Annotated in this window: 12 protein-coding genes; 9 read left to right on the top strand and 3 right to left on the bottom strand. The window is 65.6% G+C overall.

What is annotated here, in order from left to right; all coding sequences use genetic code 11:
* Positions 1–40: 40 nt before the first annotated feature.
* The 5 genes from ddaH (at position 41) to G6N68_RS17970 (ending at position 5339) form a co-directional block, all read left to right on the top strand.
* On the top strand, positions 41–898 hold the full coding sequence (gene ddaH / locus G6N68_RS17990) for a dimethylargininase (RefSeq protein WP_205351371.1): 858 nt from the start codon (positions 41–43) through the stop codon (positions 896–898).
* Positions 895–2112, top strand: a complete 1218-nt coding sequence (gene rocD / locus G6N68_RS17985; protein WP_371871615.1) for an ornithine--oxo-acid transaminase — start codon at positions 895–897, stop codon at positions 2110–2112. Before ddaH ends, rocD begins: the two co-directional genes overlap by 4 nt.
* Positions 2113–2142: 30 nt before the next feature.
* A complete protein-coding gene (locus tag G6N68_RS17980) occupies positions 2143–3612 on the top strand; it encodes an amino acid permease (RefSeq protein WP_163715045.1) in 1470 nt (489 codons plus the stop codon).
* Positions 3609–4487, top strand: coding sequence for a universal stress protein (locus tag G6N68_RS17975; protein WP_163715041.1), 879 nt, complete (start codon positions 3609–3611; stop codon positions 4485–4487). Before G6N68_RS17980 ends, G6N68_RS17975 begins: the two co-directional genes overlap by 4 nt.
* A gap of 192 nt (positions 4488–4679) precedes the next feature.
* Entirely contained in the window at positions 4680–5339 is a 660-nt protein-coding gene (locus G6N68_RS17970; RefSeq protein WP_163715038.1) for a TetR/AcrR family transcriptional regulator, read from the top strand.
* Positions 5340–5376: 37 nt separating this feature from the next.
* Here G6N68_RS17970 and G6N68_RS17965 read toward each other — a convergent pair whose 3' ends face one another.
* The 3 genes from G6N68_RS17965 to G6N68_RS17955 form a co-directional block, all read right to left on the bottom strand.
* A complete protein-coding gene (locus tag G6N68_RS17965; protein WP_163715037.1) occupies positions 5377–6699 on the bottom strand; it encodes an ABC transporter substrate-binding protein in 1323 nt (440 codons plus the stop codon).
* A gap of 79 nt (positions 6700–6778) precedes the next feature.
* On the bottom strand, positions 6779–7612 hold the full coding sequence (locus G6N68_RS17960; protein WP_163715034.1) for a carbohydrate ABC transporter permease: 834 nt from the start codon (positions 7610–7612) through the stop codon (positions 6779–6781).
* Positions 7599–8483: a carbohydrate ABC transporter permease gene (locus G6N68_RS17955; protein ID WP_163715031.1), complete on the bottom strand. Its 885-nt coding sequence runs from the start codon at positions 8481–8483 to the stop codon at positions 7599–7601. Before G6N68_RS17955 ends, G6N68_RS17960 begins: the two co-directional genes overlap by 14 nt.
* 47 nt (positions 8484–8530) lie before the next feature.
* Here G6N68_RS17955 and G6N68_RS17950 point away from each other — a divergent pair, with 47 nt between their 5' ends.
* The 4 genes from G6N68_RS17950 to G6N68_RS17935 are packed head-to-tail and all read left to right on the top strand — an operon-like array spanning position 8531 to position 13086.
* Positions 8531–10048 (top strand): TldD/PmbA family protein, encoded by a 1518-nt coding sequence (locus tag G6N68_RS17950; RefSeq protein ID WP_163715028.1) that lies wholly within the window; start codon positions 8531–8533, stop codon positions 10046–10048.
* Positions 10045–11418, top strand: a complete 1374-nt coding sequence (locus tag G6N68_RS17945; RefSeq protein WP_163715025.1) for a metallopeptidase TldD-related protein — start codon at positions 10045–10047, stop codon at positions 11416–11418. Before G6N68_RS17950 ends, G6N68_RS17945 begins: the two co-directional genes overlap by 4 nt.
* 39 nt (positions 11419–11457) lie before the next feature.
* On the top strand, positions 11458–12312 hold the full coding sequence (locus tag G6N68_RS17940) for a carboxymuconolactone decarboxylase family protein (RefSeq protein WP_163715022.1): 855 nt from the start codon (positions 11458–11460) through the stop codon (positions 12310–12312).
* A 9-nt stretch (positions 12313–12321) separates the two neighbouring features.
* Positions 12322–13086 carry an Rv1352/Rv1906c domain-containing protein gene (locus G6N68_RS17935; protein ID WP_240355524.1) on the top strand — a complete coding sequence of 255 codons (765 nt, stop codon included), beginning with the start codon at positions 12322–12324 and terminating at the stop codon, positions 13084–13086.
* The last annotated feature ends 5 nt before the right edge of the window (positions 13087–13091 follow it).

Here is a 13091-nt window from a genome sequence, read left to right as displayed (position 1 = left end):
GTCGTTTGCTTGTGTAAACCAAGGCAAATACGGTGGATTTATGACGGACTTCTACGTCGTACCGGCGTGGCAAGAGGCCGAATGGCCGGCCCCCACCCGCACGTCGCGGGCCCGCCGCTACGCGATGACCCCGCCGGCGTTCTTCGCCGTCGAGTACGCCATCAACCCCTGGATGGACACCACTACGCCGGTCGACGTCGGCGTCGCGATGGCCCAGTGGGAGGCCCTCCGTCAGACCTATCTGCGACTGGGGCACAGCGTGCAGGTGGTCGAACCCGTCCCCGGGCTGCCCGACATGGTCTACGCCGCCAACGGCGGGTTCATCGCCAATGACATCGCCGTGGTCGCCAGATTCCGGTTTGCACAGCGATCCGCCGAGACAAAGGCCTACTCCCGGTGGATGTCGTCGGTCGGCTACCGGCCAGTGACGACCCGCCACGTCAACGAGGGCCAGGGCGACCTCTTGCTCATCGGTGAAACGGTGTTGGCGGGCTACGGCTTTCGCACCGACCCGCGAGCGCATGGTGAAATCGCCGCGCTGCTTGGGCTGCCGGTGGTGTCGCTGGAACTGGTGGACCCCCGCTTCTATCACCTCGACACCGCGCTGGCCGTGCTCGACGACCGTACGATCGCGTACTACCCACCGGCGTTCAGCGAGGCGGCGCAGGCCACGTTGTCCCAGCTGTTCCCTGATGCCATCGCGGTGAGCAGCGTGGACGCCTACGCTTTCGGCCTCAACGCGGTTTCCGACGGCCTCAACGTGGTGCTGCCCGCTGCGGCAACGGGTTTCGCCGCGCAGCTGCGGGCGGCCGGATTCGAGCCCGTCGGCGTCGATCTCTCCGAACTGCTCAAGGGTGGCGGTTCGGTCAAGTGCTGCACCTTGGAGGTACACCAGTGACGATTCTCGACATGCAGGCATTGTCGTCCATCGAGTTGATGGAAAGACATGCAGCACACAACTATTCACCGCTGCCGGTGGTTGCGGCCAGCGCCGAAGGCGCGTGGATCACCGACGTTGACGGACGGCGCTACCTGGACTGCCTCGCGGCGTATTCCGCGGTCAACTTCGGCCACCGTAATCCCGAGATCACCGCGACGGCGCACGCCCAACTCGACACCGTCACCTTGGTGAGCCGGGCATTCCACTCCGACCGGCTCGGGCCGTTCTGTGCGGCGCTGGCCGATCTGTGCGGCAAAGACATGGTGCTGCCGATGAATTCCGGTGCTGAGGCCGTGGAGAGCGGACTCAAGGTGGCCCGCAAGTGGGGCGCCGAGGTCAAGGGTGTGCCCGAGGGGCAGGCGAATATCATCGTCGCCGACAACAACTTTCACGGCCGCACCATCAGTATTGTCAGCTTCTCCTCCGATCCGGTAGCGCGCAACGGGTTCGGGCCGTTCACACCGGGCTTTCGCTCGGTGCCGTTCGGCGACACCGCCGCACTGGCGCGCGCGATCGACGACAATACGGTCGCGGTGCTGCTCGAACCCATCCAGGGCGAGGCCGGCATCATCGTCCCGCCGGACGACTACCTTCCGAACGTCCGAGCGCTGTGCAGCGAGCACAACGTGCTGATGATCGTCGACGAAATCCAATCCGGGCTGGCCCGCACCGGTTACACCTTCGCCTGCGACCACTGGGGTGTCGTGCCGGACGTCTTCCTGCTGGGCAAGGCACTCGGCGGCGGCATCGTCCCACTGTCGGCGGTCGTGGCCGACCGCGACATCCTCGGCGTACTGCACCCGGGTGAGCACGGCTCGACATTCGGGGGCAACCCACTGGCGGCGGCCATCGGCACCACGGTCGTCGCGATGCTGCAGCGCGGCGAATTCCAATCGCATTCAGCAAGATTGGGCGAGCAGCTGCACGAGCGAATGCGCGGGTTGATCGGTGCGGGCGTGGTGGCGGTGCGAGGCCTGGGACTGTGGGCCGGTGTCGACATCGAGCCGACGCTGGCCAGCGGCAAGCAAATCAGCCTGCGGCTGGCCGAGCGGGGTGTGCTGGTGAAGGACACGCACGACTCGACATTGCGTTTCGCCCCGCCGTTGGTGATCACGGAGCGGGAGATCGATTGGGCGATGGATCAGTTTGCAGAGGTGATCAAGGGGGCATAATGAGCTGGCTTAGCGACGGGAGGCGCGCAATTGCCGGCTACTTCGATCAGCCTGAAAAAGCAGATGCTGCGACGCCGCCCGGTCGGCGTCAGTTCTGCAGACGATGAGGGCGAGGGCGGCGGCCTCAAGCGGAGCTTCGGCACGTTTCAACTGACGATGTTCGGCGTCGGCTCCACCATCGGCACCGGCATCTTCATCGTGCTGTCCCAGGCCGTACCTCAGGCGGGTCCCGCCGTCATCGTCTCCTTCGTCATCGCCGGCGTCGCCGCCGGACTTGCCGCGCTCTGCTATGCCGAATTGGCTTCTGCGGTGCCTATTTCCGGATCGTCGTATTCCTACGCCTACGCCACGCTCGGCGAAGCGGTGGCGATGTGCGTCGCCGCGTGCCTGTTGCTCGAATACGGTGTGGCCACGGCCGCGGTTGCCGTCGGTTGGAGCGGGTATCTGAACAAGCTGCTGCACAACGTGTTCGGGTTCCACCTGCCGCACGCGGTGTCGGAGGCGCCGTGGGACGCGCAGCCGGGGACTGAGCCCGGGTACGTGAACCTGCCGGCCGTCGTCCTGATCGCGATGTGCGCGCTGCTGCTCATCCGCGGTGCAAGCGAGTCGGCCAAGGTCAACACGGTCATGGTGCTGATCAAACTCGGTGTGCTGGCCATGTTCGCCGTCCTCGCGTTCACCGCCTTCGACGCCGACCACTTCAGCGACTTCGCCCCGTTCGGGGCCGCCGGCGTCGGCGCGGCCGCCGGCACGATCTTTTTCACCTTCATCGGCCTCGATGCCGTGTCGACCGCGGGCGAGGAGGTCAAGGACCCGCAGCGGACGTTGCCCCGCGCCGTGATCGCCGCGCTCGTCGTTGTGACGGGCGTATACGTGCTGGTCGCGTTGGCCGGGCTGGGCACCCAGCCATGGCGCGACTTCGCCGGACAGCAAGATGCCGGGCTGGCCACCATCCTGGACAACGTCACACGCGGACACTGGGCGAGCACCATTCTGGCGGCGGGTGCGGTGATCTCGATCTTCACCGTCACATTGATCACCCTCTACGGCATGACCCGCATCCTGTTCGCGATGGGCCGCGATGGGCTGCTGCCCAAACCGTTCGCGAGAGTGCACCCACGCACGCTGACTCCGGTGAACAACACGGTGATCGTCGCGACCGCGGCATCGGTTCTGGCGGCGTTCATCCCACTGGATCACCTGGCAGACATGGTGTCCATCGGCACCCTGACCGCCTTCATGGTGGTGTCCATCGGGGTGGTGATCCTGCGGGTGCGCCAACCCGAGCTGCCCCGCGGCTTCCGGGTGCCCGGCTATCCCGTTACACCCGCCCTTTCCGTGCTCGCCTGCGGCTACCTGTTTTTCAGTCTGCATTGGTACACCTGGATCGCGTTCAGCGGCTGGCTTGTCGTGGCGCTGGTCTACTACTTCGCGTGGGGGCGCCACCACAGTGCGCTCAACACGCCTGCGAACACGGTCGCGGACAAGGATCCTGCGTGACTGTCGTCGTGGGCTACCTGGCCGGCAGGGTCGGTCCCTCGGCGTTGCAGTTGGCGGTGCGAGCGGCGCGGACTTTGGGCACGTCGCTCACGGTGGCCACGATCGTGCCGACGCGGTGGCCGACCCCGTCCCTGGCGCGCGTCGACGCCGAATACGAACAGTGGGCCGAGCAACTGGCCGTCGACTCCGCCAAAGAGGCCCAGCGCTACTTGCGCACCTTGGCCGAGGGGGTCGAGGTCAACTACCGTCGCAGCGCCCACCGGTCGGTTCCAGGTGGATTGCTCGCGGTGATCGAGGAAACCGGCGCCGACATGGTGGTGCTGGGCTCGTATTCGGGCGGGCGGCGCGCGCGGGTGTTGATCGGTTCGACGGCCGATTCGCTGTTGCATTCCTCGCCCGTGCCGGTCGCCCTCAGCCCCCGCCAATACGATTGCCGCTCAGCCAGATTCACCCGGCTCACGTGCGGCTATGCGGCGACCTCGGAATCGACCGAGGCGGTGCGGCGCTGCGCCGGGTTGGCGAAGCGGTACGCAATGCCGTTGCGGGTGATCACTTTTGCGGCCCAGGGGCGGACGATGTATCCGCCCGAGGTGGGGCTGCACGCCGAAGCCGCTGTCCTCGAGGCATGGGCCGCGCAGGCACGCGAGATGCTGCAACGACTCAAGACCGACGGTGTCGTCGACGAAGACGTTGTGCTGCAAGTGGTGACCGGGAACGGTTGGCAACAAGCGCTGGAATCGGCGGACTGGGAGGACGGCGAGATCCTGGCGTTGGGCACCTCACCGCGCGGCGATATCAAGAGGGTCTTTCTCGGCTCCCACAGCGGCAAGATCATCCGGCATAGCCCGGTTCCGGTGCTGGTGCTGCCCGGCTGACGGCCGGCGGCGTCGGAGTCCGCGCGCCGGGCACGTCGGAGGAAAACGGCCTGAACTGGGCTTCTAGCGAATTTTGAACAAATCTTGCGAAAGATATACCGCTTGCACAAATCGGCTGATATGTTCATGACCACTGGTCATATGACCAGTGGTCATGCGCAATTCAACCCGGCCATGACGAGGAGGCCCTCGATGACGCGTCAACAAAGACTCGCGCTCGCGCGACATGACCCCCGACCGTCGGCCTTGCCGCGAAATCGCAGCACGTATCAGAACACCGCGGTGTCGCTGATGCGCAACGCGGTCCTCGACGCGATGCAAGTAATGCTGGTGGAACGGAAATGGTCGGCGATCACCATGGCCGGCATCGCAGCTAGGGCGGGCATAAGCCGGGGAACCCTGTACAACGAGTTCGGCTCGCGCATCGGACTCGCCCGCAAATACGCGCTGCGGCTAACCGACGCCATCATCGTCGGACTCGAAAAGGCAATGGAAGCCCGTCCCGGCGACGGCTATCACACCCTGCATCTGACCTTCACCGAATTCTTCAACCACGTCGACAACGACCCACTCGTGCAAGTCCTCCGCAACGAGGATGCCCCCAACGACCTTCTCCGCATGATCACGGTCGAAAGCCAATTCATCCTCGACTACGCCGGTGAACAGCTAGCGGAGATTTTTCAGCAAAGTTGGGTGCGCGCCAACGCGGATGACGCGACCATGATGGCTCGGGCAATCGCGCGCGCCGCACTTAGTTTCCTGGCCTTGCCGCCGGACAACTCGGAGGATGCGGCAGTGGAGATAGCTCGCGTGTTTGCGCCCTGCATCGACGTGATCGCCGAAGCGAGCTAACCCGGGCTTACCCGGGCCGAAGGGGGGCTAGCCAGGGCTAGCGCCGCGCTGCGGCATTGGCCGCGTCCTGGGCCTGCCGCAGTGTTGTTGCCACATCGGTGCGGCCGAGGAACATGTCGTCGAAATAGGATTCCAGCACCTCGTAGCCGGCGGGAAAACCCGGGCCGCCGGGGGCCGGAATGCGTGGACCGTTGAGGACGTCGAAGAACGGTGCGACGTTCACGCCCTTGGCTTTCCAGTACTCGAAGTACACCGGCTGGGCTGATAGCACCGCAGGGATGGCCACGCCCTCGCGGCCCAAGTAGGCATTCCCTTCCCTGCTGCCCATCCACGCCAACACCTCACGCACCGCCTGAGGGTGCTTGGACGCCGAATTCCCTGCTGCGGCAATGCCGTTGGTGACACTGACCCGGCCCTTCGGGCCCGCGGGCATCATCGCCACACCCCACGGGAAGGAGGCGTCGCGGGCAACGGTTGCGAGGTTGTAGGTGCCGGACTGAAACAGTGCCATCTTGCCGGCTAGGAACTGGTTGCGGGAGAAATCCCCGTTGTCGTTGGTGTCGGAGGCCGGGGGCGCGACGTTGTCCTCGTTGATCAGCCGCACGAGGTAGCGGAACGCTTCGATCGCGCCGGGATTGTTGAACGCGAACTCGTCGTCGCGCTGGAAGACCCCGCCCGCCGAGCCGATGTAGTTGAGATAGATGCCCTGAGGGTCGTTGGCCGCGTTGTATCCCCACTGCCGGACGCGTCGGGGTTCGAATTCCCGGGAGTTCGCCCGATGCCCGTCGGCGTCAACGGTGAGCCGGGCCAACATTGGGCGCAGCGAGTCCTCCCGATCGTCGGGATTCCACCGCAAGGTGTCGAGGTCGACCGGATTGATGCCGGCCGCATCGAGCAGGTCCGCGTTGTAAAACAACGCGATACCACCGTCGGTCAGTTGGGGAACACCCCACAACACCCCGTTTCGGGTGAACTGGTTGACCACCGCGGCTTCCCAGTCCGGCTCGACGTTGATCGGCATCAGCCGGCCGCTGTCGGCGTAGGCCGCGAAATAGGCGTTGGACACCCAGAAGATGTCCTCCGCGCTGCCACCCGCCACGTCGGTGCGCAGGGTGTCGAAGTAGTTGGCGTAGGAAACGATGTTGGTGCGCACCTCGATGTCGGGGTGTGCGCGAGTGAATGCTGCGAACGATTGCTGGTACGCCGACGCGATCGGTTCGCTCCACAACCGCACCGTCACAACGGTCTTGCCTTTCGGCGGATCGTCGACCTGGTTGAGCACCACGGCCAGCACCGCCAACAGCGCCGCGACCAGCACCAGGGCGCCCGCGGCCAGCGTCGAGAAGCGGGGTCGCGTCATGTCTGCCGCCGAGATTGCCGTGGTGGTCGTGGATTCGCGCGAACAGCAGCCATGGCGGCAATCTCGGTGCCCGGCATGCTCACTTCAGTCCCGAGACGACGATCGACGAGACGATGTGGCGCTGTGCGGCGACGAACAGAACGATCAGCGGCACGATCGCGATTGTCGTCGCCGCCATCACCAGGGTCCACTGGGAATTGAATTGCGACTGCAGGTCAGCCGTGGCCACGGTCAGCACCCGCCACTTGCGTCCACTGGTGATCACCAACGGCCACATGAAGTTGTTCCACTGCGAGACCACCGTGATGAGCGTCAGCGTCGCCAGAACCGGACGGCTCGACGGCAGGATCACGTGCACCAGCACGTCCAGGGTGTTGGCGCCATCGAGGCGCGCGGCGTTGACCAAGTCGTTCGGGATGAGGCGAAAGTGCTCGCGCAGCAAGAAGATCGCGTACGGCGAGCCGAACAGGAATGGCAGTACCAACGCCCAGAAGGTATTGCGCAAACCCAACTGGGCCATCATCAGATACAGCGGCACGACCGTCACGGTGGCCGGGACCATCAAGGTCGCGATGTAAACCCAGAACAGCACGTCACGTCCGGGAAACTCCAACCGGGCGAACGCGTAGGCGGCCAGCACCGAAAACGTCATCTGGCCCAACAGAATCACCGCGGTCATCAACGCCGTCACCGCCGCGGCCCGGCCGAAGCCGGCACCGGCCAGGTCGGTGTAGTTGTCCAGCGTCGGGGGGCGCGGCCATTCCAGTGGTGTGCCCGTTGCGAACTGACGCGCCGATGTGAACGACGTGAGCAGCCCGAGCAGGAACGGCGCCAACGTGATCGCCGCGCCGAACACCAGGACGGCGTAGATGGCCGACGTCGACAGGCCCGAGCGAAGGCTATGTGAGGTCATAGGTGATCCGTCTGCGGAAATACAGATGCTGGATGAAGGTGACGCCGACCAGAATGACGAACAACACGACCGCCATCACCGACGCCCGCCCGATGGCCGCGGCACCAAACGCCTCGGCGTAGATGCGGTGGGCCACCAGATCCGTGCTGCCTCCGGGGCCGCCGCCGGTCAGCGCGTACACGATATCGAAAATCTGTGCGGCGCTGACGATTCCGGTGACCACAACGAAGAACGTTGTGGGCCGCAGCATCGGCAGGGTAATGCGCCAGAACCGCTGCCACGCGTTGGCTCCGTCGGTGCGAGCCGCCGCGTAAATGTCGTCGGGAATGGCCAACAACCCGGCCAGGAACGACAGCGCCGTATACCCGATGTTGGTCCAGACGACGACGGATGCGGTCAGCGGCAAGGCGAGGTCGGGATCGGTCAGCCAGTCGATGCGACGTCCCAGTACCGCGCTTACTGCCCCGTCGGTTGGGGCCAGGATCCAACGCCAGATCACCGCGATCGCCAGGGGCGCACAGATCCAGGGCAGTACGTAGAGCGTGCGGAAGAAATTGGTGCCGGGCAGCTCGCGTGTCAGCAGCATCGCTGCGAGCAGTCCGAGCGCAGTCTGGGCCGGTACCACGATCGCCACGAAGATGGAGGTCACGAACAGCGAGTCGGCGAAGGTGCCGTCGGTCAGCACCGCCTTCCAGTTGTCCAGGCCGACATAGCGCAGGGGGCCCAGCAGGTCCCAGCGGTACAGGCTCAGCCAAACCACGACCAGGATCGGCAGCAACAAGAATGCGACCACCCCGAACAGGCTCGGGGCCAGCAAGGCGTACGCCAGGGCCGTGGTTCGAGACCGCTTCTTCGTCGCCGCGCCGGTCATGGAGGTATTAAAGCGCCCAACCCGGGTAGGTCGTTACGGTGTTAGCCGTGACGCCAAATCGGGGAATCGATCCGGACTTCCTGAACCTGCCGCGCGCTGAAATAGCCGAGGCAGCGTTGTCGGCGGCGACCGCGGCGGGGGCCAGCCACGCCGATGTGCGAATCCATCGGATCAGCACCGAGATCATCCAGCTGCGCGATGGTGAGTTGGAGACCGCGGTCGTCAACCGCGAGTGCGGCCTGGCCGTGCGGGTGATCGTCGCCGGGACGTGGGGGTTTGCCTCCCACGCGGAGCTGTCGCCGTTCGTCGCGGCGGCGACCGCGCGTAGGGCGGTACACGTGGCGACCACGCTGGCGCCGCTGAACAAGGAGCGGGTGAAACTGGCCGCCGAGCCGGTGTACACCGATGCCACCTGGGTGTCGAGCTATGAGATCGATCCGTTCGATGTCCCTAGGGCCGACAAGATCGAAGTGTTGGCGGAATACTCGGGGCGGTTACTGGCCTCCGACGGCGTCGATCATGCGTCGGCTCGCTTGACCGCCGTCAAGGAGCAGACGTTCTACGCCGATACGTTCGGGTCGTCGATCACCCAGCAGCGGGTGCGGGTGCTGCCGGTGCTCGAGGCGATGACCATAGACGCCGCAGCGGGCAGTTTCGAATCGTTGCGCACGCTGGCGCCGCCGACGGCCCGCGGCTGGGAAGCGGTGGCCGGCGACGAGGTGTGGAACTGGAGTGAGGAACTCGCCGAACTGCCGTCGTTGCTGGCCGAGAAGGTCAAGGCGCCCAGCGTGATGCCGGGTCCGACGGACCTGGTCATCGACCCGACGAACCTGTGGCTGACCATCCACGAATCCATTGGCCACGCAACCGAATACGACCGCGCTATCGGTTACGAGGCCGCCTATGCCGGAACGTCGTTCGCCACTCCGGACAAGTTGGGCAGCATGCGTTACGGCTCGCCGGTGATGAACGTGACCGCCGACCGGACCGCCGAATTCGGTTTGGCCACGGTCGGTTACGACGACGAAGGGGTGGCCGCCCAAAGCTGGGATCTGGTGCGGGACGGCATTTTCGTGGGATATCAACTCGACCGGGTGTTCGCGCCGCGGCTGGGTCAGGAGCGCTCCAACGGTTGCTCTTATGCCGATTCGCCGCACCACGTGCCCATTCAGCGGATGGCCAATGTTTCGCTGCTGCCCAGCGACGAAGACATCAGCACGGCGGACTTGATCGCCCGCATCGATGACGGGATCTACATCGTCGGCGATAAATCGTGGTCAATCGACATGCAGCGGTACAACTTCCAGTTCACCGGTCAACGGTTCTACCGGATTCGTGACGGGGAGCTGTTCGGACAGTTGCGCGATGTCGCCTACCAGGCCACCACCACAGATTTCTGGAACTCCATGGAAGCGGTGGGGGGCTCGCAGACCTGGCGGCTGGGCGGTGCCTTCAACTGCGGCAAGGCGCAGCCGGGGCAGGTGGCTGCCGTCAGCCACGGCTGCCCGTCGGCGTTGTTCCGTGGTGTCAACGTGCTCAACACCCGCATCGAGGGCGGCCGATGATCACTCCACAGCACCTGGTCGAGATCGTGTTGGCCGAAGCGGCCAAGGCGGGCCGGGCCGACGAAACCATGGTGCTCGTCACCGACAAGATGGAGGCGACGCTGCGCTGGGCGGGCAACTCCATGACCACCAACGGGATCGCGGTGAGTCGCAGCCTGTCCGTGATTTCGGTTGTGCGCCAAGGCGACGGCGCCCGAGTGGGTAGCGTGGTGTCAGCCGAGGCCGATCCGACGTCGATTCCCGGGCTGGTGGCCGCCTCGCAGGAAGCGGCACACTGCGCGCTCGAGGCCGGCGATGCCGCCCCGTTGCTGGGGGATGCCGGCAACCCGATCGATTGGGATGCGCCGATCCCGGGCACCGGGCCCGAAGTGTTCGGCGCGCTCGTCGGCAGACTGAACCGGGCGTTCCGGGGCGATGACCTGTTGTACGGCTTTGCCCACCACAGCGTCGCCACGACGTTCCTGGCCTCATCGACCGGATTGCGCCGGCGCTACACCCAACCGACCGGCGCGGTCGAGATCAACGCCAAACGCGGACACGCCAGCGTCTGGGCGGGTATCGGCACGCCCAATTTCGTCGACGTACCAACCGATGCGCTCCTCGAGGAACTGACGCTCAAACTTGGTTGGGCGGACCGCACGGTTGAACTGCCGGCGGGGCGCTACGAAACGCTGATGCCGCCTTCGACGGTGGCCGACATGATGATCTATCTCGCGTGGTCGATGGCCGGGCGTGGGGCGCAGGAGGGCCGCACCGCGCTGTCGGCACCGGGTGGCGGGACCAGGGTGGGGGAGCGGCTCACCGACCTGCCGCTCACCATGTTTTCCGATCCGCAGGCACCAGGCCTGGCGTGTACGCCGTTCGTCGCGGTGAGCAACTCCAGCGAGACGGTGTCGGTGTTCGACAACGGTATGGAGATCGGCCAGGTGGACTGGATCCGCGACGGGGTGATCAACGCCCTCGCCTATCCGCGGGCCACGGCGGCCAAGTACGGCGCGCCCGTTGCGATCGCAGCCGACAACCTGGTGATGACGGGTGGGTCGCTTGAACTCGCCGACATGATCGCGGCTACCGAGCGCGGCCTGCTGCTGACCACGCTCTGGTACATCCGCGAGGTGGACCCCACGACATTGCTGCTCACCGGCCTGACCAGAGACGGCGTCTTCCTCATCGAAGACGGCGAGGTGACAGCGGCGGTCAACAACTTCCGCTTCAACGAAAGCCCGCTGGATTTGCTGCGGCGGGCCACCGAGGCCGGTCTCAGCGAGACGACATTGCCGCGGGAATGGGGGGACTGGGCCACCCGGGCGGCAATGCCGACGCTGCGGATCCCCGACTTCCACATGTCCTCGGTGAGCCCGGCACAGTAGCCGATTGCTGCTGAAGCAGCGGCGTTCTAGCTTGTAGGGATGGTTGCTCCGGTTTCGGTTCGCGACGACCTCGCGCGGTTGGTGGCGCTGTCTCCCGGCGACGGTCGCATGACGGGGTTGGCTCGGCGCGTATGTGCGCAGACGTTGTCGTTGCCGCCGTTGCCCAGCGAGGTTGCGGTGAACGAACCGGAGACGGAGGCCGAGGTTGCCGTCGCCGAATTCGCCGAACAGTTCAGCGCTGCTGTCTCGGTGATTACCGACGCGCAGCGGTCGCGGTTGCTGAAGGCGTTGGGGCGCGATGTCTTTGGTGTGGTGGTGTCGATATACATCGCCGACTTCGTGCCGCGGGTACGCGCCGGGCTGCAAGCGCTGGGGGTGGGTGGCGAATATTTGGCTTGGGTAAGCGGCCCGATCGCTTGGGATCACCACACCGACGTGTCCGACGCGGTGTTCCAGCGCTTCATGCCGGCGGTGGCCAAGATGCGTGCTCTCGACCCGGTCCTCACCGAGCTGGTCCGGCTGCGGGGGGCCTGGCAGCACAACTGCCGACTGTGCAAATCGTTGCGTGACGGCGACGCGCTGGACGCCGGCGGATCGGAGACGCTGTACGACGACATCCACCATTACGAGAAGTCCAGGCGCCTCGATCCTCGCGCAAAAGCGGCGCTGCAATATGCCGATGGGTTAATTTGGACGCCTGCGCACCTCGTCGCCGACGATGTCGAAGAGGTGCGCTCCCGGTTCACCGCGGTGGAGGCGGTTGAGCTGACCTTGGACATCATGCGTAACGCGAGTAACAAGATTGCGGTTTCGCTAGGCGCCGACGCCCCACGGGTCGATTCCGGTACCCAGCGATACACCACCGGTGCTGACGGTCAGCCGGTGTTTGGCTGACGAGAAGTCATGGCAGGTAGAGCGCTTTTCGCCGTCGCGGTGGGTGGGTTGGTTGTTTGTTCGGTCGTTGCCTGCTCGGGCGGTGGCACTAGATCGGCGGCGCCCAGCCCGACGTATCACCCGACCACTGGCACCCAATTACCGCCGATCTATCCGGGGACGACGGTGCCGCCGCTTCCACCCACGACGACGTCGGAGACATCGCCGACCTCAACCTCCGTGTCCGCCACGCCGGGGGCGGCCCGCACCTTGCCGGGCGACGGCACGTTTCGCATGGGGGAGGAATTGCAGCCCGGGACCTATCGGTCGCCGGGCGGCGATTCCTGCTCGTGGGAGCGGCTGAGGGGGCTCAGCGGGACGTCCAGGGATGTGATTGAGCACGGTGAAGGTACCGAGCCGCAGGTGGTGCGGATCCTGCCATCAGACGCGGCGTTCAAGACCAAAAACTGCGTGGACTGGACCCCGCAATCGTCGGGTGCTCTGACCTCGGCGACCACGCCGGTGACCCTGCCGCCGGACGCCAACACCTGCCCGACCAGCGACGAGTCGGTCACCGGATTGGCTCATTCCGCCGTCGGGTCCACCGCCACGACGTGCGCTTTCGCCGAACGGGTACGCCAGGCCTACGCCGCCGGCGGACCGCCGAGTTCGACCCCACGGCAGGTCTACGCGGAGAGCCCAGTGACCGGCCAGCAGTACTCGATGACCTGCATTGTCAACGGGTCCTTGGTGGTGTGCAACGGCGGCAATGACGCCGTCGTCTACCTGTACTAGGGCCG

Origin of the sequence: Mycobacterium bourgelatii (assembly GCF_010723575.1) — a bacterium.
Classification (GTDB): Bacteria; Actinomycetota; Actinomycetes; order Mycobacteriales; family Mycobacteriaceae; genus Mycobacterium; species Mycobacterium bourgelatii.
The sequence above is the reverse complement of the archived record's forward strand: the minus strand, read 5'-3'. Positions and strand labels throughout refer to the sequence as shown.

Coding starts and splice junctions, on each gene's coding strand:
- G6N68_RS17940 (WP_163715022.1), top strand. CDS start 11,458: ATGGTTGCTCCGGTTTCGGTTCGCGACGACCTCGCGCGGTTGGTGGCG.
- G6N68_RS17935 (WP_240355524.1), top strand. CDS start 12,322: ATGGCAGGTAGAGCGCTTTTCGCCGTCGCGGTGGGTGGGTTGGTTGTT.
- G6N68_RS17965 (WP_163715037.1), bottom strand. CDS start 6,699: ATGACGCGACCCCGCTTCTCGACGCTGGCCGCGGGCGCCCTGGTGCTG.
- ddaH (WP_205351371.1), top strand. CDS start 41: ATGACGGACTTCTACGTCGTACCGGCGTGGCAAGAGGCCGAATGGCCG.
- G6N68_RS17945 (WP_163715025.1), top strand. CDS start 10,045: ATGATCACTCCACAGCACCTGGTCGAGATCGTGTTGGCCGAAGCGGCC.
- G6N68_RS17970 (WP_163715038.1), top strand. CDS start 4,680: ATGACGCGTCAACAAAGACTCGCGCTCGCGCGACATGACCCCCGACCG.
- G6N68_RS17960 (WP_163715034.1), bottom strand. CDS start 7,612: ATGACCTCACATAGCCTTCGCTCGGGCCTGTCGACGTCGGCCATCTAC.
- G6N68_RS17955 (WP_163715031.1), bottom strand. CDS start 8,483: ATGACCGGCGCGGCGACGAAGAAGCGGTCTCGAACCACGGCCCTGGCG.